Source organism: Streptomyces sp. NPDC001135 (assembly GCF_053598395.1).
This window is the reverse complement of record NZ_JBSFKD010000009.1, coordinates 210,965-234,352: the sequence shown is the minus strand read 5'-3', so window position 1 is coordinate 234,352 and position 23,388 is coordinate 210,965. Positions and strand designations below refer to the sequence as shown.

Below are 23,388 nucleotides of genomic sequence, written 5' to 3'. Positions count from 1 at the left end.
AGCCCCTTACCGACTCTTACAGACCCGACTCGGCCGTGCGCACCAGGATGCGGCGGCAGTTCTCGCACCGCACCACCGTGTCCGGCGCCGCCGCGCGGATGTCGTTCAGCTCGGTGATCGCCAGCTCCTGGCGGCAGCCCTGGCAGGTGCGGGCGTACAGCTTGGCCGCGCCGATGCCGCCCTGCTGCTCACGCAGCTTGTCGTAGAGCTTGAGGAGGTCGGCGGGGACGGCGGCCGCCACGACCTCGCGCTCCTTGGTCACCGAGGCGGCCTCGCCGTCGATCCCCTCGAAGGCCGCGTCCCGGCGCGCGGTCGCGTCGTCGATCTTCGACTGGACGGAGGCCACCCGTTCGGTCAGCTCGTTCACCCGCTCCTGCGCGGCCTCGCGGCGCTCCATGACCTCCAGGACCACGTCCTCCAGGTCGCCCTGCCGCTTGGCGAGGGAGGCGATCTCGTGCTGGAGGTTGGACAGGTCCTTCGGCGAGGTGACCGCGCCGGAGTCCAGGCGCTGCTGGTCGCGGGCGGCGCGCTGGCGCACCTGGTCCACGTCCTGCTCGGCCTTGGTCTGCTCGCGGGCGGTGTCGCTCTCCTCGGTCTGCGCGGCGACGAGCAGGTCCCGCAGCTGCGTGAGGTCCTTGTTCAGCGAGTCGATCTCGGCGTGCTCGGGCAGCGACTTCCGCTTGTGAGCCAGCTGCTGCAGGCGGACGTCGAGGGCCTGGACGTCGAGGAGTCGGATCTGGTCGGCGGGCGCGGCGTTCAGTTGGGGGCTCCCATTAGCTAGTGGTGACGGTGGACGCCGCGTGGGCGGTCCAGGGGTCGGTGACCGTCTTGGAGACATGGACCCGGAGGTCCCAGCCGTGACGGTCGGAGATCTCGTCGAGCTGGCTCGCGGCCAGCTCGCACCAGGGCCACTCGGTGGCCCAGTGCGCCGCGTCGAGCAGCGCGAGGGGGCTTCGGGCCACCGCCTCGGAGGCGGGGTGGTGGCGCAGGTCGGCGGTGAGGAAGGCGTCGACGCCGGCCGCGCGGACCTGGTCGAAGAGGCTGTCGCCGGAGCCGCCGCTGACGGCGACCGTGCGGACGACGGCGTCGGGGTCGCCGGCCACCCGGATGCCCTGCGCGGTGGCGGGCAGCCGTTCGGCGGCGCGCGCGGCCAGCTCACGGACGGTCAGCGGGTGGTCGAGTTCGCAGACGCGGCCCAGGCCCCGGCAGCCCTGCGGGTCGGTGGGGTCCGGCACGAGGGGGCGTACGACCCTCAGGTCGAGCGCGCCGGCGAGGGCGTCCGAGACACCCGGGTCGGCGGTGTCGGCGTTGGTGTGGGCGACGTGCAGGGCGATGTCGTTCTTGATGAGGGTGTGCACGACCCGGCCCTTGAAGTGGGTCGCGGCGACCGTGGTCGTGCCGCGCAGGTACAGCGGGTGGTGGGTGACCAGCAGGCCGGCGCCGAGCCTCACCGCCTCGTCGACGATCCCCTGCACGGGGTCGACGGCGAACAGGACCCGGGTGACCTCCTGGTCGGGGTCGCCCACGACCGTGCCGACCGCGTCCCAGGACTCGGCCCGCTCGGCGGGCCACAGGTTCTCCAGCGCGGCGATGACTTCAGACAGACGGGGCACGAGGGAAAGGCTACCTGGCTGGTCCGCGGACCGTACCGCATGCGCCGGGTCTGACCCCGCTCAGCACATAAGCACCGGTTTCCTCAGGTGAATCGCTTCTGCGCCACCCTTATGTGTGAAGTGACTGTCGGCCGGTCCCCCGCCTGTGCGTGCGAAAACTAGCTTCGTTCGCCGGAGGTGACCGACGATGACGGCCTGTGCGATCGAACCCCCGTCGACCGGTGCGGAGGGCGGTGGGGCGGGGTGCGCCATCACGGCGGACGGCGCGTACGCGGCGCGGCTCGCGCGCGAGGGCGAGTCGTGGTTCCCGGAGCGCTGGACGCTGGACGGCCCGGAGCCGTACGCGGTGCCGTTGCCCGGCAACCAGCCGGAGGAGCCCGGCACCGAGGTGCAGCCCCTGTCCGACGGCCGGGTGCTGATCCACCGGCTGGTCGAGCACCGGCACGCCTTCTCGCTGCTGTACCCGGCCGGCCCCGGCACCGGTGAGCTGCCGCTGGGCGCGGTGGAGTGCCCCGAACCCGGCACCCGGCTCACGCTGCTGCCGCCGGCACCGGGGGGTGTGCGGGCGTACGCCCTCGCCGTCGGCCCGCGCTCCAGCGTGGTGTGGCTGGTGGCGGGCGGCCCCTTCGGGCCCGAGCGGCTCGCCGAGGTGCCGGGGCGCTGCTCGGGCGGGGTCTGGCTGGACCGCGCCGGGCGGATGCTGGCGCTGGACCGGGAGCTGGGCGGGCCCGTCAAGACGGTCGTGGTGGACCTGGAGCGCGCCGAGGTGTCGCCGCTGCTGCAGATCGCCGCCGCCAGCCACGACCGGCTGCTGCTCGCCGACCCCGACAGCGGGCTGCTGCTCATCTCCTCCGACGCCCCCTCTCCGGGGGAGGAACGATTGGGCTGGGGGGTGCTCGGCAGCATGCTGCCGGTCCGCTTCCCGGAGAGCCTGCGCATGCCGGACTGCGTGGTGACGCCGTTCGCGATCCAGCCCGGACAGGTGCTGATGCCGGAGAACTGCGCGGTGGCGCTGCGCGTGGACGGACCGGTCGGCAGCTGGGTGAGCACCTGGCGGCCGGCGGGACGGCAGGTGAGCCATCTCCCCGCGCCCGAGGGCTGGCTGGCCGGGGCCGGGCTGTGGACACGGGACGGGGTGCTGCGGCTGCCGTACGCCACGCGGGAGACTCCGTGCGGCGTGGCGGAACTGACGGCACCCAGGGGGGAGACGGGAGGCACGGCCGCCGCGGGGAGCGGCATCGCCGGGCCTTCGGGGGGAACCGGGGGGTCGGGGGGCGCGGGCCCGGAGGGTCCGGTCCGGGACGGCACGGCGGCCGAGGCACCCGAGGTGTCGCGGCCGGCGACCGAACCGGACCCTCCGGAGCCTGCGCGGCTCCAGGCTCCGCAGCCGGTGCCGGCGCGTCCGGTGCCGTTGCAGCAGGCGCCCCTGGGACGACTTGTAACGAAGTAGTGGCGGTTGGCGTGTGCGCCTGGATTCGGCCGGTGGTGTGTTGGTTACACTCGCCCGGCTGTACGAAAGATCATATGACGGGGTGAATACGTCCGATGAGCGACACCAGCACGACGGAGCAGCTGTCCGCCGACTCCCAGGAGGCTGCCGGCCACGGCAGGCACCGGGGCCCGGTCGCGGCCCAGGAGAGCGAGACGGCTCCGCACGGCCGGCACCGGAGGCCGGCCGGGGAGACCGCCGAGGCGGCTGCCTGACGGTTGCAGGAAGGAAGAGGGGGTGCCCCGACGGGCACCCCCTCTTCGCGTTCTCAGCCCCGCTCTCCGCGGCCTCAGCCCCGCTTGAGCCCGAGCACCTCCGCCGCCGCGAAGGTCTCCCCCTCGGGCCGGTCCGCGTAGTGCGGGGTGAGCAGCGCGTCGAGCTCGTCGTACGTGAACGTCTCCTGCTTGCTGTCGAACGTGGCCTGCACCCGGGGCCGTTCGACGATCGCGACCATGCCGCCGTGGACGACGAGCAGCTGGCCGTTGACGCGGGCGGCGGCCGGTGCGGCCAGGTAGCCGACGAGCGGGGCGACATGTTCGGGGGCCAGCGGGTCCAGGCCCTGCTCCGGCCGCTGGAAGCCGGCGAAGACGTCCTCGGTCATCCGGGTACGGGCACGGGGGCAGATGACGTTGGCGGTCACGCCGTACTTGGCGAGGGCGAGGGCCGTGGAGGTGGTGAGCCCGACGATGCCGCCCTTCGCGGCCGCGTAGTTGGGCTGTCCCGCGGAGCCGGCGAGGAACGCCTCCGAGGAGGTGTTCACGATCCGCCCGTAGATCTTCGCTCCCCCGGCCGCCTTGGACCGCTCCCGCCAGTGCGCGGCGGCGAAGCGGGTGGTGTTGAAGTGGCCCTTGAGGTGGACGCGGATCACCGTGTCCCACTCGTCCTCGCTCATGGAGAAGACCATGCGGTCGCGCAGGATGCCCGCGTTGTTGACGAGGATGTCCAGCTTGCCGAACTCCTCGATCGCCGACCGCACGAGCTCCCGTGCCTGTGCGAAGTCGGCGACGTCCCCGGTGTGCGCGACGGCCCGGCCGCCCCGGTCGCGGATCTCGGCGGCGACCTCTTCGGCCGGACCCGCCGAGGCCGCGCCCGAACCGTCGCGCCCGGGCCGCCCGTAGTCGTTGACGACGACGGCCGCGCCGAGCCGGGCGAGTTCCAGGGCCTCGGCCCGGCCGAGGCCACGTCCGGCGCCGGTGACGATCGCGGACCGTCCTTCGAGTGGCAGTGACATGCGCGGCGTCCTCAGATCTCGATGCACGTACGCAGGGCCGTCCCGGTACGCATCTGGTCCAGTGCCTCGTTGATCCCGGCCAGCGGCACGCGGTGGGTGATCAGGCCGGCGAGGTCGACGCGTCCCGCCCGCCACAGGGCGATCGTGCGCTCGTAGGAGCGCAGTACGTCCCCGCCGCCGTACATGGACGGCAGGATCCGCTTCTCGTCGAAGAACAGCTCGAACATGTTGAGCTGCAGGAAGTCGTCCAGGGCGCCGGCGCCGACCACGACCAGGGTGCCGCCGCGCCGGGTGTTCTCGTACGCCGTCCGCGCGGTGGCGGACCTGCCGACGACCTCGAAGACGTAGTCGAAGCCCTCGCCGCCGGTGACCTGCTGCCTGGCGTCGGCCAGCCCGTCGGGCGAAACCGCCTTCGTCGCGCCGAACCTGCGAGCGGACTCACGCCGGGAGGCCACCGGGTCGACGGCGACGATCTCGGCGGCGCCCTTCAGCCGGGCCCCCTGTACGGCGGAGATGCCGACGCCCCCGCACCCGATGACGGCGACCGACGAACCGGCCTCCACATCGGCGGTGTTGAGGGCGGCGCCGAGTCCGGTGGTCACGCCGCAGCCGATCAGCGCGGCGATGTCGAAGGGCACGTCCTCGGGGATCGGCACCGCGCAGCCGGCGTCGACCACGACCTCCTCGGCGAAGGTGCCGGTGCCGGCGAAGCCGAAGACGTCAGTGCCGGAGCGCTGGAAGTTCGGGGTTCCCGCGTTCATGAACCCGGCCAGGCACAGCTGGGTCTGCCCGCGCCTGCAGGCCGGACACGCACCGCAGGCGGGCAGCCAGCACAGGACGACCCGGTCGCCCGGTTTCAGGCCCCGCACCCCCTCCCCCACTTCGAGGATCTCGCCCGCGCCCTCGTGGCCCGGCACGAACGGCGCGGGCTGCGGCAGCACCCCGTTCATCGCGGACAGGTCCGAGTGGCACAGCCCGGTGGCCCGCACCCGGACCCGGACCCTGCCGGGGCCGAAGCCCACCGCCTCGACGTCGTCGAGGACCTCCAGCTTTTCCTGGCCGATCTCGTGCAGTACGGCTGCGCGCATGGTGCGGCTCCCCTCGATACGGGTTTCAGGAGTGCTCTACGACGGTGTCGGCGAGGACCGGCGCGTCGCCCCGCTCCACCGCGCTCACGGCCACCCGCACCCGGCCCTCCTCGCGCCACATGCGGATGCGCAGGGTCTCGCCCGGATACATCACCCCGGCGAACCGTGTGCCGTAGCCGCGGACGCGGGTGACCTCGCCGCCCAGCAGCGTGTCCACGACCGCCTTGAGCGTGATGCCGTAGGTGCACAGGCCGTGCAGGATGGGCCGCTCGAACCCGGCGATCCTGGCGAACTCGGGGTCGGCGTGCAGCGGGTTCCAGTCGCCGGAGAGACGGTAGAGCAGGGCCTGGTCCTCGCGGACGGGGCGTTCGACGGTCCGGTCGGGGTCCCCGGTGGGCGGGTCGAGGCGGCCGGACGGGCCGCGGTCGCCGCCGAAGCCGCCCTCGCCCCGCACGAAGATGTGCGCGTCGTCGGTCCACAGCGGCCCGTCGTCGTCGGCGACCTCGGTACGCAGGACGAGGATGGCGGCCTTGCCCTTGTCGTGGACGGCGGCGATCCGGCGGGTCGCGGTCGCCGTGCCCTCGGGCGGGAGGGGACGGTGGACCTCCAGCGTCTGCCCGCCGTGCAGGACCTTGGCGAGCTCGACCTCCACACCGGGCAGGGACAGCCCCCCGATCACGCCCGGCGCGCCGGAGCCGGCGACGGTGGCGAAGCTCGGCAGGACGTGCAGCCGGGATTCCAGGGTGTAGCGCAGTTCGTCCGGGTCCGTGGCGGGGATGCCCGCGCCGATGCCGAGGTGGTAGAGCTGGACGTCCTTGGTGGTCCAGGTGATCGGGCCGGAGCGCGGCTCGGCGGCCAGGGCTTTGGCTGGGTCGATGGGCATGGGACTCCTGGGAGGTCTCAAGACCTCGGCACGGCCGTCCGCACCGTCGGCCGCACCGAGGTCGCCACGGGCCGACCTAGAACGCGTTCCAGTCCGGCGCCCTCTGTATAGCCCAGCGGCCCTCAGTTGTGAAGGCTCCTGACGGGGTGTCAGGTCGGGTCGGCGGTGACATGTGTACTGCCCGAGTCCGTACATGCGCATCTGCCGCGTGCCAGGCGCCGGTGCCATCATCGCGCTGACGGCTTGGCTCGTTCTGTTCGGCTCATACGCTGTGCTGTCGTACCGCCGTCGGGCGGGGACCATCTGACCGGGGGAATCAGAGATGACGTGGGTTACGGGAGTCCGGTGCCGGATACAGGCCCTGCAGGCCGAGCGGCACCAGTGGCGGGCCGCGCACGAGCGCTTCAAGGCGGCGCAACGGGCCGCCCGGAAGCACGGCGGGGAGCCGGACGTCGACCATCCGGGACCGCCTCCCACCGGTTTCACCCTGCTGCCCTGGCTGCTGATGGGGATGGGGTCCTTCTCCAACCTCCTCCAGGGCAGGACCCCGAACCCGTTGATCGGCGGTCTGGGCCTGCTGACCTTCAACTCCCTGTACATCTACGTCACCTTCCGCTCCTTCGACCGGGAGAAGCGGGAGGCCGCCTCCACCAGGGTGGCGGTGCTCCTCATGGGCCTGGTGACCACGGGACTCGCCCTCGGCTACGGCGGCAACTGGCTGATGTTCTTCCCACTGCTCGGCCTCGCCGTCGGCGCCGCCCTGCGCGGGCCGTGGCTGGGCCGCACAGGGCTGCTGCTGACGGTGTACGCGGCCTGCGTCTCCGCCGTCCGCGGCGGCTGGGAGGACGCGACGAACATCGGCTACGCGACCTTCCTCTCCAGCATGGTGACCGCCGCGATCCTCGGCCTGTCCGAGGCCGTACGGGAACTGCGCGCCGCCCGTGAGGAACTGGCCCGGCGCGCGGTGGAGAAGGAGCGGCTGCGTTTCTCGCGGGATCTGCACGACCTCCTCGGGCACACACTGTCGGTGATCGTGGTGAAGTCGGAGGCGGCCCGGCGGCTGGCTCCGCGCGACATGGACGCGGCACTGGGCCAGATCGCGGACATCGAGTCGGTGGGCCGGCAGGCGCTCACCGAGATCCGCGAGGCGGTGACCGGCTACCGAGAGGGCAGCCTCGCCACGGAGCTGACCCGGGCCCGTTCGGCACTGTCCGCGGCGAGCGTGGAGCCGGTGGTGCGCCAGTCCGGTGAGCCACTCGAACCGCAGACGGAGGCGCTGCTGAGCTGGGTGGTGCGCGAGGCGGTCACCAATGTGGTCCGGCACAGCGACGCGGGCCGCTGTGAGATCACCGTCGAGAGCGGCACCGAGCAGGCCCGGCTCACCGTGACCGACAACGGCAGCGGCAGGCCCGTGCGCCGGCTCGAGCAGGGCATCGGCGGCACGGGGCTGAAGGGGCTGACCGAGCGCCTCGCGGCGGCGGGCGGCTCGCTCACGGCCGGCCCGTCGCCACGCGGCGGTTTCACGGTGACCGCCGAACTGCCCGCCGTGTCGGCGGAGTTCGCGGGCTCCGCGGCTACGGCGCCCAGGGCGAGCTGACCGCCCAGCTGACGTCGTCGGTCCAGGACGTGCCGCTGTCGAAGTCGTTGGATCCGCCGTTGCTCGCTATGTAGAGGTTGTAGGCGTAGTGGCGCAGGTATCTCGTCGGGTAGTTGTAGGAGGCGAACGAGGTGCCGGTGCCGCTCTTGCCGGTCTGCGGGCAGAAGGTGGCGTCGGCCCGGAACTGGGCGGTGCCGTCCATGGGCTGCCGGTAGAGCTTGTAGTTGTAGTGGCGAAGGTAGTCGCCGGGGTAGTTCCGCGACTCGAAGGAGACGCAGGAGCCGCTCGCGAGTCCCCGGCGCACGATCCAGGTCGCGTCGCTCTTGTCCAGGCTGGAACTGCTCGACGTGATCGAGGAGAGGACACCGGCGTTGTCCTGGTGGCGGACGTAGTCGCTGGTGCAGCAGGAGGTGGTGGCGCGCAGGGAGACCTCCGAGCCGGGGTTCAGGGTGCCGGTGCCGCCGGTCGCGCCGCCGTAGCCGACGGAGACGATGTCGGCCTGGACGGCGTTGTCGGCGGCGTCGGTCGGGATGCCGGAGGTCATGACGCCCTCGAAGAAGGAGCCGATGGAGCCGTTGCTGTTGTCGCCGCCGGTGCCGAGGACGATCGCGCCCTCCTGGTGCATCGGCGAGTATCCGCTCCTGGTCGGTTCACCCCCGGAATAGGTGGTGGTGAGCCCGCCGGACTGGGCATTTCCGTATTTCAGCGCGAAATGGTTCTGCCCGTTGTTCTTGAGCAGCGCGGTCACGAAAGGCAGGGGTCCGGTGCCGGTGTCGGAGGTGTTCCTGCTGTATCCGGCGTCGGACTGGAACAGCCCGTTCTCCAGGTCGGCCTGCACCCAGGGGCCCTGTCCGTAGCAGGGCGAGAACCAGCACTCGGTGCCGAAGTTGATGGCGTCCATGTGGCCGTTGCCGGTGTCCTTGTTGTTGGTCTCGGCGTTGCCGTAGTCGAAGCAGCAGCGGTTGTTGACATGGGTGCCCGACGTCACCATGTACATCCCCTCGGCCTGCCCGTTCACGGCGACGCCCGAGGTGGAGTTGTCCCGGTAGCCCATCCCGGCGGAGATCTCCAGGCCGTAGACCTGATGGCCGCCGACGGTCACCGGAAGCGCGTCGGCGGGCGCCCCGACATCGGCCGCGCCGGCACCGCCCGCCCCCTCGACGGTGAGGTTGTTGTGCCGGGCGGACTGGTCGTAGATCTCGGTGACGATGCAGGTCGTGCCGGAGCAGAAGGAGTCCTGGGCGGCGGCGTCGGCGTAGCCTCCGGCGGACAGCACCCCGATGTTGGTCCTGGCCCCGTCCGAGGCGCGCCGCACCTGGTAGAGCGGGCCGTTGTACGACCCGTACAGCGCCCGGACCAGGCTGTGCGCGGCGACGCAGGGGGTGCCCGCGGCGGCGTAGATGTCACAGGGCAGTGAACCGGCCGCGGCGGCCTGGGGTGCGCCGGTGCCGAGGAGCAGGGCGGCGAGGGTCGCGCAGACCGCGAGGACGGACAGGGCGGCGCTTCTCAGCCGCCGGGGGCCGGTGTGGGGGGATGTCATGAGTCGGTGCACCTCGGTTTCGTCGTAGGGCGGTGCGGGGCCGTGCGGAACAGGGCGTTCGATATTCCGGACAGCGTTCGACCGAAATACCGAACCATTCCGACTGTGGAATTAGCGTGGATTTCTGGAAATGCACGGGCGATTGTTTGGGTGCCGTCCGACGCCGTCAACCCCCGCTGCACCGGACCATGCCGATTCTTTAATCACCGGCGGCTGTCCGCGCCTTGGGCAACGACTGGAGGAACCCCGCCTCTTCAGACATCGAGGGCGGATCCGGCGGGCGGCCCGTCCCACGCCGACTCGATCGCCGTAATCTGGCGCCATGAACGAGATGCCCCGGGGCCATCGGTCCGCCAAGTCCATTCGGGTGCTGCTCGCCGAGGACCAGGGCATGATGCGGGGTGCGCTCGCTCTGCTGCTCGGCATGGAGGAGGACATCGAGGTGGTGTCCCAGCTGGGCTCGGGCGGCGGCATCGTCGACGCCGTGCTCACCCACCGGCCGGACGTGGCCCTGCTGGACATCGAACTGCCGGGCATCAGCGGGCTGGACGCGGCGGCCGAGCTGCGGAAGCAGGCACCCGACTGCCGGGTGCTGATCCTCACCACCTTCGGCCGGCCCGGCTATCTGCGCCGGGCCATGGAGGCCGGGGCGGCCGGGTTCCTCGTCAAGGACGGGCCGGTGGAGGAACTGGCCGCGGCGATCCGTCGCGTGCTCACCGGGGAGACCGTCGTCGATCCGGCGCTGGCCGCCGCCGCCCTCAGCGCCGGACCGAGTCCGCTGACGGCCCGCGAGTGCGATGTGCTGAAGGCGTCGGCGGACGGGGCGACGGTCGCCGACATCGCCGGCACGCTGCACCTGTCCGAGTCCACCGTCCGCAACTACCTGTCCTCGGCGATCGGCAAGACCGGCACCCGCAACCGGGCGGAGGCGGTACGGGAGGCCCGGCAGCAGGGGTGGCTGTGACCGGGCCGCCCGGTCCTCTCACCGGCTCCGGCCGTCATCGCGTCACCGCGGCCTCCTTGTACGCGGTGCCCTCCGGCGCGACGCACACGAACCACTTCACCTCCGGCGGCCGACCATGAAGCTCTGGAACTCCTCGTTCCGAGCGTTCTTCCCGTCCCCCATGGGCACCTCCCTTGATGTCAAAAGGAGTCCATGAGCCGCCCGGACCGTTGCCTCACCGGGAGGAAGGCGCGGAAATTTTTCGCGGCAGCCACAGCAGCATCAGCACCGCCCCGCCCAGCAGCACCGCCGTACTGGCCCGGAAGGCCAGCGCGTAGCCGTCCGTCAGCGCCTCGGGGCCCTGGCCGCTGCCCGTGCCCGCCGCGGCGACGGTCGACATCACGGCCAGCCCGAGCGAGCCGCCCATCGTGCGCGAGGTGTTGACCAGCCCCGACACCACCCCGGCCTCGCCCGGCGCCGCCCCCGACGTGGCGAGGGAGGCGAGCGGGGTCGCCGCCAGACCCGCGCCGAGCATCATCAGGATCCCCGGGATCATGATCGCGGTGACGTACGCCCCGTGCGCGGTCATCGTCGACTGCCAGCCGAAGCCCGTCGCGGCCACGAGCGTGCCCAGCGCCGCCACGGTCCGCGCGCCCGCCGCCCGCATCAGGCGCGGCGCCAGCTTGGAGCCGACGACCACGGCCAGCGAGCTGGGCACGAGGGCGACCCCGGCCGCGAGCGGCGAGTAGCCGAGGACGTTCTGGGCGTAGAGCGTCATGAAGTACCACATGCAGAACATGGCCGAGCCGGAGAAGAACATCGCCGCGTTCGCCGAGGCGACCGAGCGCAGCCGCAGCAGCCCGAGCGGCATCAGCGGGGCCGCCGTACGCGCCTCGACCAGCAGGAACAGGACGATCAGCAGCAGTCCGGCGAGCAGCGGCAGCAGCGTGGCGGCGGCCGTCCAGCCCTGCGCCTCGGTCTGCGAGATGCCGTAGGCCAGGGTCGCGAGGCCCGCCGTCACCAGAACTGCGCCCGGCAGGTCCAGGCGCCGCCCGTCGCCGGCCCGGCTCTCGGTGAGCCAGCGCACCGAGCCGGCCAGCACGAGCGCGCCCACCGGCACGTTGATCAGCAGCACCCAGCGCCAGGACAGCAGGTCCACGAGCACCCCGCCGACGACCCCGCCCGCGGCCCCGCCCCCGGCGCCGACCGCGGTCCAGGTGGCGATCGCGCGGGCCCGCGCCGCCCCCTCCGGCACCGCGGAGGTCAGCAGCGTCAGGGTCGAGGGGGCCAGCACCGCCGCGCCCAGCCCCTGCACGGCCCGCGCCAGCAGCAGCTGCCAGCCCTCCTGCGCGAGGCCGCCGCCCAGCGAGGCCAGCGTGAACAGGCCGAGGCCGACGAGGAACATGCGCTTGCGCCCGTACAGGTCACCGGCCCGGCCGCCGAGCAGCATGAACCCGGCGAAGGCGATGGCGTACGCGTTCACCACCCACTGCAGGCCCGACGGGGTCAGGCCGAGGTCGCTGCGCATGGACGGCAGGGCGACGTTCACCACCGACACGTCGAGGACGACCAGGAACTGTCCGGCACAGGCGAGCGCCACCACCAGCCAGGTGGGCGCGGTCGTACGGCGGGATATGAGGACTGTGGTGTCGGGGGCTTCCAGCATGGGTGTCATGCTCTCAACCCGGTTACGGTCCTTGCATCGGCATTTCGGACCACCACCACGCCCCCCGGTAGTAGGTCGTATGGACTAGACCGCGCGCAGGACCGTCACCACCGCCGCCCCGCCCAGTCCGATGTTGTGCGCGAGCGCCACCCGCGCGTCCGGCACCTGCCGCCCTCCCGCCTCGCCGCGCAGCTGCCACACCAGCTCGGCCGTCTGGGCCAGCCCGGTCGCGCCCAGCGGATGCCCCTTGGAGATCAGCCCGCCCGACGGGTTCACCACCCAGCGCCCGCCGTACGTCGTCGCGCCCGATTCGACCAGCTTCCCGGACTCCCCGGGGGCGCACATGCCGAGCGCCTCGTACGTCAGCAGTTCGTTGACCGAGAAGCAGTCGTGCAGTTCGATCACATCCACGTCCTCGATGCCGAGTCCGGCGCGCTCGTACGCCTGCCGGGCCGCGTCGCGGGACATGGGCTGCCCGACGACGTCGATGCAGGAGCCGGACGCGAAGGACTCCGCGGTGTCCGTGGTCATGGCCTGCCCGGCGATCTCCACGAGGCCGGTGAGCCCGCGCCGCGAGGCGAACCGCCCGGACACCACGACGGCCGCCGCCGCGCCGTCGGAGGTCGGCGAGCACTGGAGTCTGGTCAGCGGCCGGTGGACGGTGCGGGAGGCGAGGACGCCGGCGACGTCGTACACGTCCCGGAACTGGGCGTAGGGGTTGTGCGCGGAGTGCCGGTGGTTCTTGGCGGCGACCGCGGCGAGCTGTGCCTCGGTCGTGCCGTACCGCTCCATGTGCTCGCGGGCCGCGTCGCCGAAGATCTGCGCGGTGGGCGGGGTGGCCTCGAAGCCGTGCCGGGCGGCCATGACGCCGTAGTGCCGGGCGACGGGGGACGCGCTGAAGTCTCCGCCGCCGGCTCCCCCGCCCAGCGCGCCCTTCTTCATCTTCTCGAAGCCCAGCGCCAGTACGCAGTCGGCGGCGCCCCCTTCGACGAGCTGCCGGGCGAGCATCAGCGCGGTCGCGCCGGTCGCGCAGTTGTTGCTGACGTTGTAGACGGGGATGCCGGTCAGGCCGAGTTCGTAGGCGGCGCGCTGGCCGGCGGTGGAGGGCTGGAAGCAGTAGCCGACGGGAACCTGTTCCACGTCCTCGTACATGACTCCCGCATCCGCCAGTGCCGCGCCCCCGGCCTCGCGCACCATGTCCCAGTACTGCCACTGACGGGTCTCGGGCTTCTCGAACCTGGTCATCCCGACCCCGGCTACATAGGCCTTCATGGCGCGCAGAGTAGAACCTGTTCCACCAAGGCACCATGGGTGACGGCAGGTCAGATACCCATGAGCTGGTCAAGGATTCATTAGAGGCCCGAAGCAACGGAATAGTTGCCTCTGCATACGAGGTTTACCCGGCACTCATGTACACGGGAGGCCTCACTCAATGACCCACACGACGACCGACCAGCCGCCTCGGAGGGCCAGCGGCGCCGTGGTCCCGGTGCTCGCCTTCGCGGGCATCGTCGTCGCGGTGATGCAGACCCTGCTCGTGCCGGTCATCAAGGACCTGCCGCAGCTGCTGGACACCGCCCCCTCCAACGCCACCTGGGTGCTGACCTCGACCCTGCTGTCCGGCGCCGTCGCCACCCCGATCATGGGCCGGCTCGGCGACCTGTACGGCAAGCGGCGGATGCTGATACTCAGCCTCGCCGTGATGGTGGCCGGCGCCCTGGTCAGCGCGCTCACCAGCCAGCTGCTCACCATGATCGTCGGCCGTACCCTGCAGGGCTTCGCGATGGGCGCGATCCCGCTCGGCATCGGCCTGATGCGCGACATGCTGCCCCGCGAGAAGCTCGGCTCGGCCATGGCCCTGATGAGTTCCTCGATCGGTGTCGGCGGCGGCCTCGCGCTGCCCGCCGCCGCCCTGGTCGCGCAGCACGCGAACTGGCACGCCCTGTTCTACGGCGCCGCGGGCCTCGGCGCGCTGTCCATCGTCCTGACCCTCCTGGTCGTACCCGAGTCCCCGATGCGGGCGCAGGGCTCCTTCGACCTGCTCGGCGCGCTGGGCCTGTCGACCGGCCTGGTGCTGCTCCTGCTGCCCATCACCAAGGGCAGTGACTGGGGCTGGTCCTCGGGGACGACCCTCGGCCTGTTCGCCGCGTCGGTCGTGGTCCTCGTCCTGTGGGGCCTGTACGAGCTGCGCGTGACGGCGCCCCTGGTCGACCTGCGCACCACCGCGCGCCCGGCCGTCCTCTTCACCAACCTCGCGTCGATCATGGTCGGGGTGGCGTTCTACGTCGTCTCGCTGGTCCTGCCCCAGCTGCTCCAGCTGCCGAAGGCCACCGGCTACGGCCTCGGCCAGTCCATGGTCGTCGCCGGTCTGTGCGTCGCCCCGCTGGGCCTGACCATGATGTTCACGGCGCCGGTCTACGCCCGCCTGTCCGCCAGGTACGGCCCGAAGACCACCCTCATCATCGGCCTGCTGGTCATCGCGCTCGGCTACGGCGGCGGCCTCGGTCTGATGGACGCGGCCTGGCAGACGATCGTCACGTCCGTGGTCCTCGGCGCCGGCATCGGCCTCGCCTACTCCTCGCTGCCCGCGCTGATCGTCGGCGCGGTGCCGGCCTCGGAGACCGGCGCGGCGAACGGTCTCAACACGTTGATGCGGTCCATCGGTACGTCGGTGTCCAGTGCCGTCATCGGCATGGTGCTGGCCAACACGGCGGACACCGTGGGCGGTATCGCGATCCCGACCATGCACGGGTTCCGGGTCTCCTTCCTGATCGCCACCGCCGCGGTGGCGGTGGGGCTGCTGCTGGCGCTGTTCCTGCCGAAGGCCCCCCGGCCCGGTCAGCAGCACACCCAGCTGCGGGCCAGCAGTGAGGAGGACGCTTCGCTGGAGCGGGCCGAAGAGGCCCTGCGTGGGTTCCGGGGACGGGTTCTCGGTGCCGACGGTGTTCCGGTCGCCCGGGCCAAGGTCACGCTGATCGACCGCCGGGGGCGGCAGGCCGGGGCGACCGTCTCCGACGAGGACGGCGGCTATGTGCTCGCCGTGCCGGCGCAGGGGGCGTATGTGCTGGCCGCGAAGGCCTCCGGCCATGGGCCGCTTGCTTCCTCCGCGACGCATTCCGGGGAGGAGCGGGCTGTCGAGCTGGATCTTTCGTTGCCTGGTGAGGTGGTGAGCGCCTAAGAGCTCGGGGGTACTGCCGTCTGGCGGCCGACTCGCCGTCGTGGCCATTCGCGCCCACGCGGCGGAGCCGCATACACATACAGCCCCGCACCCCTGTGAAACGCACCCCCTGTCGAACAAGTGGCCGGGGGTGCGGCAGCATGGGCGGCCTGAACAGTCGTACGACCGAGAGGCGCCCCATGTCCGCCACCGTCCCCAAGCCCGAGATCCTGGCCGCGTTCGAAGGGGCCAAGGGGTTCATGCCCGTGGACGAGGGGCTGGCGTTGTACGCGGCCGCGGTGGAGGCCGGGGCGCTGGGGCTGCCGTTGCTGGAGGTGGGGACGTACTGCGGGCGGTCCACCGTGCTGCTCGCCGACGCGGCCCGCGCGGCCGGGGTCACGGCGCTGACCGTCGACCACCACCGGGGCAGCGAGGAGCAGCAGCCGGGCTGGGACTACCACGACCCGGAGACGGTCGACCCGGAGGTCGGGCTGATGGACACGCTGCCGGCCTTCCGCCGGACGCTGTTCAGGGCGGGGCTGGAGGACCACGTGGTCGCCGTCGTCGGGCGTTCCCCGCAGATCGCGGCGATCTGGAACTCCCCGCTCGGTCTCGTGTTCGTCGACGGCGGCCACACGGACGAGCACGCCACCGCCGACTACGAGGGCTGGGCACCCCATGTGGCCGAAGGGGGCTTCCTCGTCATCCACGACGTGTTCCCGCACCCCGAGGACGAGTTCACCGGGCAGGCGCCCTACCGGGTGTATCTGCGGGCCCTTGCGTCGGGGGCGTTCACGGAGGTCACGGTGGCCGGCTCCCTGCGCGTCCTGCGGCGAACGCGCGCGGGGATCTGAGGGCGCGGTTAGAGTCGCAGACGTGTCGTACCTAGGCCCGGAGTTCGATTCCCCGCAGCCCCGCCGGTCCCGGCGCGGGCCGTTGACCGTGGCGCTCGCCGTGCTGGTGCCCGGCGCGCTGCTCGGATGGGTGGTGTACCAGGCGGTGGGCGGCGGGGGCGGGGCCTCCGCCGCCCCGGGCTCCCGCGGCGGCTCCGCCGTGCCGTCCCCGGCCTCCTCCTCGCCGTCGGCCCGGTCCGCCTCTCCCTCGGACGGCGGCGGGCGTGCCTCGGGGGCGGCGCCCGCGGACGGTCCGTTGACGGGCAAGGTCGTCGTCGTCGACCCGGGGCACAACCAGGGCAACTTCCAGCACACCGACGAGATCAACCGCCAGGTGGACATCGGGACCAACTGGAAGGAGTGCGACACCACCGGGACGTCCACCAACGACGGTTACACCGAGGCCCGGTTCACCCTCGACGTCGCCCACCGGCTGCGCGCGCTGCTGGAGGAGCAGGGGGCCACGGTGAAACTGACCCGTGACGGCGACAGCCCGGCCTGGGGGCCCTGTGTGGACGAGCGGGCCCGGATCGGCAACAACGCGCACGCGGACGCGGCCGTCTCCATCCACGCCGACGGCTCCGCCGAAGGCGACCGCGGCTTCCACGTCATCCTGCCGGGGTCGGTGCACGCCGGTGCCGCCGACACCCGGCCGATCGTCGACTCCTCGCACGACCTCGGCACCCGCATCGCCGGCACGTTCCTGCGCGACACCGGTGAGCCGCCGTCCAACTACGTCGGCGAAGGTACCGGTCTCGTCACACGTACGGACCTGGGCGGTCTCAATCTGTCAACGGTTCCCAAGGTGTTCATCGAGTGCGGCAACATGCGCGATAGCAAGGACGCGGCACTGCTGACCAGCGGGGCCTGGCGGCAGAAGGCCGCGCAAGGGATCTCTGAGGGAATCGTGAGTTTCCTGCGCGCGTCCTGACCGGCAGGCGGAACCGGCCGGACAGGCGGATCTTGCGGACGGTAGTGTCTACCGACGACGAGACGACTTACGAAGGACCTTTGAAGTGAATATCCGCTCCCTCACTAGAGGCGACGGCGCGGTGATCGGAGCAGCGGTGGTGCTGTTCATCGCGTCGTTCCTCACCTTCCAGAGCTACTCCTTTCTCGGCGCCTCAGCCAGCGGGAACGCGTGGGACAACCTGGGCGTGGGCCTGGGCATCTACATGGGCGCGGTGATCGGTGCCGTCCTCATCGTCGTCAACCGCTGTCTGCCGCAGCAGCGCAAGGTGCTCGGCCTCGACCTCAACCAGGTCGGCGCCGCGTTCTCGGTCCTGGCGGCCTGGTCGCTGCTGTGGACGCTGATCGACACCCCGGACGGTTACGACGCCGGGGCGGGCCTCATCCTCGGTTTCATCGCCGCTCTGGTTCTCGCGGGCGCCGCCATCGCCACCCCCCTGGTCCCCGCCCTCCAGGCCGCCCTGCTCCCGGCCCCCCAGCCGGTCGCCCCGCAGCCCTACGGTGCGCAGCCGCCCGGTGGTTACGGCTACCCGGGTGCTCCGGCCCAGCCGTACGGCGGCCAGCCGCAGGCCGGGCAGCCGTTCGGGCAGCAGCCGCAGGGCGGTCCGGCGCCGGCGGCGCCGGCACAGTCGGCCCCCGCGGACTTCTCGCCGTTCTGGTTCGCCGTTCCGGTCGCCCGTCCGCTGTTCCCGGAGGACGGCTCGCCGACCCCGATCGCCGAACTGGCGCCGGGCACCTGGTACCTGGCCGTCGAGCAGCGCGGTGCCGCGCTGGTCGCGCAGACCCAGGACGGCCGCCGTGGTGTGCTCCAGGACACCTCCGGCATCCAGCGCGGCTGACCGCCCGCACCCCGCCGCAGCGACGGCCCCTCGCCCTTCCGGGTGAGGGGTCGTCGTCGTACAGTCGGCTCGCCATCGGTGAACTGACTGACCGTCAGGAGGCGGGCGTATGCGGCTGGGTCTCGCACTCGGGTACTGGGGACGCGGTCCGGACGCCGGTCATGTGCCGCTCGCCCGGGCGGCGGAACGGCTCGGCTACGACTCCGTGTGGACGGCGGAGTCCTGGGGGTCGGACGTCTTCACGCCGCTCACCTGGATCGCCGCGCGGACGTCGACGATCAGGCTGGGTACGGCGGTTGCCCAGATGGCCGCACGGTCGCCGGCCACCACCGCGATGCACGCGCTCACCCTGGACCACCTCTCCGGCGGGCGGATGATGCTCGGGCTCGGCCTGTCCGGACCGCAGGTGGTGGAGGGGTGGTACGGCCGCCCGTTCCCGAAGTCGCCGCTGACCGCGACCCGGGAGTACGTGGACGTCGTACGGCAGGTGCTGCGGCGCGAGGCGCCGGTGGAGGTGGACGGGCGGTTCCATCCGCTGCCCTACCGGGGTCCGGACGGCACGGGGCTCGGCAGGCCGCTGAAGCCGATCACGCATCCGCTGCGGCCCGACCTCCCCGTCCTCCTCGGCGCCGAGGGGCCGAGGAACGTGGCGCAGACGGTCCGGATCGCCGACGGCTGGCTGCCGCTGTACTGGTCGCCGAGCCGGCCCGAGGTGTACGGGGACGTGGTGCGGACGGTACCGGAGGGGTTCGCGGTGGCTCCGCTGGCCCGGGTGAAGGTGTGCGACGACGTGGCCGAGGGACTGCTGCCCGTCAAGGCCATGCTCGGGTTCTACATCGGCGGGATGGGGCACGCCTCCCGCAACTTCCACGCCGACCTCATGGCGCGCATGGGGTACGAGGAGGAGGCGCGGCGGATCCAGGAACTGTTCCTCGCGGGGCGGCGGGAGGAGGCGGTACTGGCCGTACCGGACGCCTTCGCCGACGAGGTCTCGCTGGTCGGCCCGCGGGAACGCATCGCCGAACGGCTGGAGTTGTGGCGCAGGGGTCCGGTGACGGACCTGCTGGCGCTGTCACCGGACCCGCACACCCTCAGGGTGCTCGCGGAGCTGAACTCCTAACTGCCCTGGGCGAGCTGATGGGCCGACGGCACCTGGTCCTTGACCGGGGCGCCGGCGCCCGCACCCGCGTGTTTGACGTCGCCGATGATGTCGTTGAAGGCGGCGGCCGCGTCGGTGTCCCCGTTGCGCAGCTTGGCCGGCAGTTCCTTCAAGGCGGCGATGCCGGCGACGAGCGGCGCGAGTGCCTTGGCGAGCGTCGGGTCGCCCTGCGCGTTCTTCTGGGCCGCCTTGAGCCGGTTGTAGGCGAAGGCACCGGCGAGACCGGCCTTCACCAAGGCGGTCTTGCGGCCCTTGGCGCCCTTCTTGAACGTGCCGGCCTTCCAGGGCTTCACGATCCACTGGTAGGTGGCGCCGGCCGCGAGACCGGCGTCGATCGCGAAGCGCGTCTTGGCGAACTTGCGCCGTTCCGCCGAGGTGGTCGGGGTGGGGGTGCCGGCGGCCGGGACGGCCTGGCCCGCCGTGGCGTCCTTCGTACTGGCCTTCTCGACGGTCCTTTCGCTGCTGCCACAGGCGGTGGAGCCGGCCAGCAGGGCACAGCACAGCGTGAGCGCGACGCAGAGGCGCCGTATCGGTACGGGCACGAAGTCCTCCGGACGTGTCCTCCCCGAGCGGTCTGCTTCCTCCGGCAGCCTCGCCCCTGAAGGCCCGTTCCGCCACTCGGCGGCGGCCGTCCGGGTTTCACCGGCCGTCGCCCGGCAATCCGGAAGGTATGTCCCCTCGATATCGCAACGGTGCGAATCAGGCCGGGACGGTCATCGCGGTCGTCGCCGACATCATGGCCCTGATCCTCGGCCTGTGGATCCTGATGTACCTGCTGGACGCGAACCGGGCCAACAGCCTGGTCCAGTTCGTCCACGACGCCGCCGCCTGGCTGGCGGGCTGGTCGCACGACCTGTTCACGTTCGACGAGGCCTGGGCCCGGGTGGTCGCCGGTTACGGCCTGGCGGCGGTCGTGTACCTGTTCGTGGGCCACGCCGTCGCCAACCGCATGCACCGGCACTGACACCGGGCCCCGGCCCGGCGCCGTCTAACGACAGCAGTCGGGGTCCAGGCCTGTCGGCAGGTGCTCGCCGCCGAAGACCGCGCACGTGGCCTCGTGGCCGCCCAGGGCGGCGACCGCCAGCAGCAGCGAACCGGCCGTCCAGGAGGTGAGCTCCTGGGGCCAGATCGCGTCGTCCTCGAAGACGTAGCCCGTCCAGTACAGGCCGCTCCCGGGGTCGCGCAGATGCTGGATGGACTGCAGGATCGCCAGGGCGCGGTCGGACTCCCCCACCGCCCACAGGGCCAGGGCGAGTTCGCTGGACTCGCCGCCGGTGACCCAGGGGTTGGGCACGACGCAGCGCACGCCGACGCCGGGCACGACGAACCGGTCCCAGGACTCCTCGATACGGGCCTTGGCCTCCTCGCCGGTCAGCGCGCCGCCGAGGACCGGGTAGTACCAGTCCATCGAGTAGCGGTCCTTGTCCAGGAAGCGCTCCGGGTGGCGGCGGATCGCGTGGCGCAGTCCTCCCACCGCCAGTTCCCAGTCCGGCTGCGGCTCCTCACGCTGCTCGGCGATGGCGAGCGCGCAGCGCAGCGCGTGGTGGATCGAGGAGCTGCCGGTGAGCAGGGCGTCCGCGGTGGGCGTGCCGTCGTCCTCGCGGCGCCAGCCGATCTGGCCGCCGGGCTGCTGCAGTGCGAGCACCCACTCCACGGCCGCGTAGACGGTCGGCCACATGCGGTCCAGGAAGATGTCGTCGCCGGTGGACAGGTAGTGGTGCCACACGCCTACGGCTATGTACGCGACGAAGTTGGACTCGCGGGCGCGGTCGGTGACGTCGTCGTGGGCGCCGTCGGCGTAGGCGGCGTACCAGGAGCCGTCCTCGTTCTGGTGCCGGGCCAGCCAGCCGTACGCCCGCTCGGCGGCCTCGTGTTCGCCGGCCGCGTCCAGGGCCATCGCGGCCTCGGTGTGGTCCCACGGGTCCAGGTGGTGCCCGCGGAACCACGGGATCGCGCCGTCCTCCCGCTGTACGGCGAGGATGCCGGCGACGGTCGCGGCGGCCTGCCCGGCGGTGAGGACCCCGGGCAGGACGAGGTGTTCTGTCCGGGGGGTGGTCACTTGGCGGCCACCTCGTCGGACAGCCGCGGCAGGTGCGGCTTGGTCGCGTAGACCACGAAGCTCTTGCCGATCAGCGGGTTCAGGGCCTGCTCGGCGACCCGGGTGGCGAGCGGTTTCTTCATGATGTCCCAGACCAGCAGCTTGTGGTACGCCCGCACCGGCAGCGCCTTGTCGTTGTCGACGCCGAAGGCGCACTTCAGCCACCAGTACGGCGAGTGCAGGGCGTGCGCGTGATGGCTGCCGTACGGCTTCAGGCCGGCCTCGCGGATCTTCGCGACCAGTTCGTCGGCCTTGTAGATGCGGATGTGACCGCCCTCGACCTCGTGGTAGGCGTCGGACAGCGCCCAGCAGACCTTCTCGGGGCCGTAGCGCGGCACGGTGACGGCGATACGGCCGCCCGGCCTGAGCACGCGGACCATCTCGGCGAGCACGCCCTTGTCGTCGGGGATGTGCTCCATCACCTCGGAGATGATGACGACGTCGAAGGACTCGTCCGGGAAGGGCAGGGCGAGGGCGTCGCCCTCCATGGCCGTGGCGGTGGCGCCCTCCGGTGCCTCCCCGGCCTCCTTCATCGCCGCGAACCACTTGGCGACCTCGCGGATCTCCTCGCCGTTCTGGTCGAGGGCCACGACCTGGGCGCCGCGCCGGTAGCACTCGAAGGCGTGCCGGCCGGCCCCGCAGCCGAGGTCCAGGACTCGGTCGCCGGGGGCGAGCGGGAACCGGGAGAAGTCGACGGTCAGCACGTGGCCCTGCTTTCGGGGTAGACACGGGTGTCACTCGTGGAGGCCGCGGACGCGACCTTCGTCGAGGGCGCGTAAGCAACACTCGGTGAGGCCGCGGAGCGGCCGGGTATCGGTGCCGCGGAACGGCCGGACATCGGTGCCGCGGAACGGCCGGGGCCGGCTGCGCGGGCGACGGCCTCGCGGTAGTGGGCCACGGTTCCCTCCGCGGCGCGGGCCCAGGTGAAGTGCCGCAACACCCGCGCCCGGCCCGCCGCACCGAGCCGCGCCCGCAGCTCACGGTCCCCCAGCAGCCGGCCGAGCCCGGCGGCCAGCGCGCCCGCGTCGCCGGGCGGTACGGCCAGGCAGGTCTCGCCGTCGCGGCCGGCGACCTCGGGGATCGCGCCGCCGGTCGTGGCGAGAAGCGGGGTGCCGGTGGCCATGGCCTCGGCGGCGGGCAGCGAGAAACCCTCGTACAGCGAGGGCACGCAGGCGACTTCGGCCGAGCGGATCAGGTCGACCAGTTCGGCGTCGGAGATGCCCTTGACGAACTCGACGGCGTCTTCGAGGCCGTAGCGCTCGACGGCCGCCGCGACCGGGCCCTCGGCCGGGCGCTTGCCGACGACGACGAGATGGGCCGCGGGGTGTTCGGTGCGCACCTTGGCCAGTGCCTCCACCAGGAACACCAGCCCCTTGAGGGGGACATCGGCGCTGGAGGTGGTGACGATCCGGCCCGGCACCTCGGGTACGGCCGGATTCGGCGCGAACAGATCGGTGTCGGCGCCGATGTGGACGACGTGGACGCGGTCGTCGCGGACGCCGAGGTGGTCCACGATCTCCTGCCGGGAGCTGCCGGAGACGGTGAGGACCGAGGGCAGCCGGCGCGAGACGCGCTTCTGCATCCGGGTGAAGGCGTACCAGCGCCGGACCGAGTACCGCCGCTGCCAGCCCTCCGCCGCGTCCAGCTCCAGCTGCCGGTCGACGGTGATGGGGTGGTGGATCGTGGTGACCAGGGGTGCGCCGATGTCGCCGAGCAGGCCGTAGCCGAGGGTCTGGTTGTCGTGGACGACGTCGAACGCGCCGCGCCGGGCGCGCAGATGGCGGCGGGCGCGCAGCGAGAAGGTCAGCGGCTCGGGGAAGCCGCCGGTCCACATCGTCGCGACTTCCAGGGCGTCGATCCAGTCCCGGTACTCGTCGCGCCCGGGGGTGCGGAAGGGGTCGGGCTGGCGGTAGAGGTCGAGGCTGGGCAGTTCGGTGAGGGTGAGCCGTCCGGCGTGGTCCCCGTCCTCGTCGAGGACGGGGTACGGCTGGGAGCCGATGACCTCGACGCGGTGGCCGAGCCGGGCCAGCTCGCGCGAGAGGTGGCGGACGTAGACGCCCTGGCCGCCGCAGAACGGGTTCCCTTTATAGGTGAGGAGCGCGATGTCGAGCGGTCGCTCGCCGTCGGCTGCGGGCTCCTCCTGGGCACCCGCATCCCGGGCCTCAGCGGTCACTCCGTGCCCCCTTCTGCCTGCACTGTCCCGCGAGACTACGACGGGACGCT

General features: G+C 72.2%; 22 protein-coding genes. 10 read left to right on the top strand and 12 right to left on the bottom strand.

What is annotated here, in order from left to right; translation table 11 throughout:
• Positions 1-16 precede the first annotated feature (16 nt).
• A complete protein-coding gene (locus ACWC94_RS14630; RefSeq protein ID WP_450796901.1) occupies positions 17-760 on the bottom strand; it encodes a zinc ribbon domain-containing protein in 744 nt (247 codons plus the stop codon).
• 13 nt (positions 761-773) lie between these two features.
• Positions 774-1,613, bottom strand: a complete 840-nt coding sequence (locus tag ACWC94_RS14625; protein ID WP_450796884.1) for a Nif3-like dinuclear metal center hexameric protein — start codon at positions 1,611-1,613, stop codon at positions 774-776.
• Between the two features lie 187 nt (positions 1,614-1,800).
• Here ACWC94_RS14625 and ACWC94_RS14620 point away from each other — a divergent pair, with 187 nt between their 5' ends.
• Positions 1,801-3,063 (top strand): hypothetical protein, encoded by a 1,263-nt coding sequence (locus tag ACWC94_RS14620; RefSeq protein ID WP_450796883.1) that lies wholly within the window; start codon positions 1,801-1,803, stop codon positions 3,061-3,063.
• A 95-nt stretch (positions 3,064-3,158) separates the two neighbouring features.
• Positions 3,159-3,317 (top strand): hypothetical protein, encoded by a 159-nt coding sequence (locus ACWC94_RS14615; RefSeq protein WP_450796882.1) that lies wholly within the window; start codon positions 3,159-3,161, stop codon positions 3,315-3,317.
• Positions 3,318-3,391: 74 nt separating this feature from the next.
• Here ACWC94_RS14615 and ACWC94_RS14610 read toward each other — a convergent pair whose 3' ends face one another.
• The 3 genes from ACWC94_RS14610 to ACWC94_RS14600 are packed head-to-tail and all read right to left on the bottom strand — an operon-like array spanning position 3,392 to position 6,304.
• Positions 3,392-4,333: a 3-oxoacyl-ACP reductase gene (locus tag ACWC94_RS14610; RefSeq protein ID WP_450796881.1), complete on the bottom strand. Its 942-nt coding sequence runs from the start codon at positions 4,331-4,333 to the stop codon at positions 3,392-3,394.
• An 11-nt stretch (positions 4,334-4,344) separates the two neighbouring features.
• The gene (locus ACWC94_RS14605; protein WP_450796880.1) at positions 4,345-5,421 is read right to left on the bottom strand and encodes a Zn-dependent alcohol dehydrogenase; all 1,077 of its coding nucleotides are present in this window, start codon (positions 5,419-5,421) and stop codon (positions 4,345-4,347) included.
• A gap of 25 nt (positions 5,422-5,446) precedes the next feature.
• Complete coding sequence (locus tag ACWC94_RS14600; protein ID WP_450796879.1) at positions 5,447-6,304, bottom strand: MaoC/PaaZ C-terminal domain-containing protein; 858 nt, start codon at positions 6,302-6,304, stop codon at positions 5,447-5,449.
• 322 nt (positions 6,305-6,626) lie between these two features.
• Here ACWC94_RS14600 and ACWC94_RS14595 point away from each other — a divergent pair, with 322 nt between their 5' ends.
• Positions 6,627-7,901 carry a sensor histidine kinase gene (locus ACWC94_RS14595; protein ID WP_450796878.1) on the top strand — a complete coding sequence of 425 codons (1,275 nt, stop codon included), beginning with the start codon at positions 6,627-6,629 and terminating at the stop codon, positions 7,899-7,901.
• Here ACWC94_RS14595 and ACWC94_RS14590 read toward each other — a convergent pair.
• Positions 7,879-9,441 (bottom strand): alpha-L-arabinofuranosidase B, encoded by a 1,563-nt coding sequence (locus ACWC94_RS14590; protein WP_450796877.1) that lies wholly within the window; start codon positions 9,439-9,441, stop codon positions 7,879-7,881. The genes ACWC94_RS14595 and ACWC94_RS14590 overlap by 23 nt on opposite strands.
• Before the next feature lie 331 nt (positions 9,442-9,772).
• Between ACWC94_RS14590 and ACWC94_RS14585 the strand changes: the two genes are divergently transcribed.
• Positions 9,773-10,405, top strand: coding sequence for a response regulator (locus tag ACWC94_RS14585; RefSeq protein ID WP_450796900.1), 633 nt, complete (start codon positions 9,773-9,775; stop codon positions 10,403-10,405).
• Positions 10,406-10,619: 214 nt separating this feature from the next.
• On the opposite strand, the gene ACWC94_RS14580 is transcribed toward ACWC94_RS14585, so the two are convergent.
• Together ACWC94_RS14580 and ACWC94_RS14575 are read right to left on the bottom strand one after the other, a co-directional pair.
• Positions 10,620-12,059 (bottom strand): MFS transporter, encoded by a 1,440-nt coding sequence (locus ACWC94_RS14580; protein ID WP_450796876.1) that lies wholly within the window; start codon positions 12,057-12,059, stop codon positions 10,620-10,622.
• 75 nt (positions 12,060-12,134) lie between these two features.
• A complete protein-coding gene (locus ACWC94_RS14575; RefSeq protein WP_450796875.1) occupies positions 12,135-13,322 on the bottom strand; it encodes a thiolase C-terminal domain-containing protein in 1,188 nt (395 codons plus the stop codon).
• Positions 13,323-13,482: 160 nt separating this feature from the next.
• On the opposite strand from ACWC94_RS14575, the gene ACWC94_RS14570 reads away from it, so the two are divergent.
• The 5 genes from ACWC94_RS14570 (at position 13,483) to ACWC94_RS14550 (ending at position 19,028) form a co-directional block, all read left to right on the top strand.
• The gene (locus ACWC94_RS14570; RefSeq protein ID WP_450796874.1) at positions 13,483-15,228 is read left to right on the top strand and encodes an MFS transporter; all 1,746 of its coding nucleotides are present in this window, start codon (positions 13,483-13,485) and stop codon (positions 15,226-15,228) included.
• Between the two features lie 179 nt (positions 15,229-15,407).
• A complete protein-coding gene (locus ACWC94_RS14565) occupies positions 15,408-16,061 on the top strand; it encodes a class I SAM-dependent methyltransferase (protein ID WP_450796873.1) in 654 nt (217 codons plus the stop codon).
• A 22-nt stretch (positions 16,062-16,083) separates the two neighbouring features.
• Positions 16,084-17,031: an N-acetylmuramoyl-L-alanine amidase gene (locus ACWC94_RS14560; RefSeq protein WP_450796872.1), complete on the top strand. Its 948-nt coding sequence runs from the start codon at positions 16,084-16,086 to the stop codon at positions 17,029-17,031.
• An 85-nt stretch (positions 17,032-17,116) separates the two neighbouring features.
• Positions 17,117-17,908, top strand: coding sequence for a DUF5336 domain-containing protein (locus tag ACWC94_RS14555; protein ID WP_450796871.1), 792 nt, complete (start codon positions 17,117-17,119; stop codon positions 17,906-17,908).
• Between the two features lie 109 nt (positions 17,909-18,017).
• A complete protein-coding gene (locus tag ACWC94_RS14550; RefSeq protein WP_450796870.1) occupies positions 18,018-19,028 on the top strand; it encodes an LLM class F420-dependent oxidoreductase in 1,011 nt (336 codons plus the stop codon).
• On the opposite strand, the gene ACWC94_RS14545 is transcribed toward ACWC94_RS14550, so the two are convergent.
• Positions 19,025-19,609 (bottom strand): hypothetical protein, encoded by a 585-nt coding sequence (locus tag ACWC94_RS14545; RefSeq protein WP_450796869.1) that lies wholly within the window; start codon positions 19,607-19,609, stop codon positions 19,025-19,027. The two genes, ACWC94_RS14550 and ACWC94_RS14545, sit on opposite strands and share 4 nt — an antisense overlap.
• 128 nt (positions 19,610-19,737) lie before the next feature.
• Here ACWC94_RS14545 and ACWC94_RS14540 point away from each other — a divergent pair, with 128 nt between their 5' ends.
• The gene (locus tag ACWC94_RS14540; protein ID WP_450796868.1) at positions 19,738-20,031 is read left to right on the top strand and encodes a hypothetical protein; all 294 of its coding nucleotides are present in this window, start codon (positions 19,738-19,740) and stop codon (positions 20,029-20,031) included.
• Between the two features lie 24 nt (positions 20,032-20,055).
• Here the strand turns inward: ACWC94_RS14540 and ACWC94_RS14535 are convergent, their stop codons facing one another.
• Genes ACWC94_RS14535 through ACWC94_RS14525 form a run of 3 tightly spaced genes read right to left on the bottom strand, consistent with a single transcriptional unit; the run spans position 20,056 to position 23,338 of the window.
• Positions 20,056-21,126 (bottom strand): prenyltransferase/squalene oxidase repeat-containing protein, encoded by a 1,071-nt coding sequence (locus ACWC94_RS14535; RefSeq protein WP_450796867.1) that lies wholly within the window; start codon positions 21,124-21,126, stop codon positions 20,056-20,058.
• Positions 21,123-21,869, bottom strand: a complete 747-nt coding sequence (locus ACWC94_RS14530) for a class I SAM-dependent methyltransferase (protein WP_450796866.1) — start codon at positions 21,867-21,869, stop codon at positions 21,123-21,125. Before ACWC94_RS14530 ends, ACWC94_RS14535 begins: the two co-directional genes overlap by 4 nt.
• Entirely contained in the window at positions 21,863-23,338 is a 1,476-nt protein-coding gene (locus ACWC94_RS14525) for a glycosyltransferase family 4 protein (RefSeq protein ID WP_450796865.1), read from the bottom strand. The genes ACWC94_RS14530 and ACWC94_RS14525 overlap by 7 nt, the downstream gene beginning before the upstream one ends.
• Between the last annotated feature and the right edge of the window lie 50 nt (positions 23,339-23,388).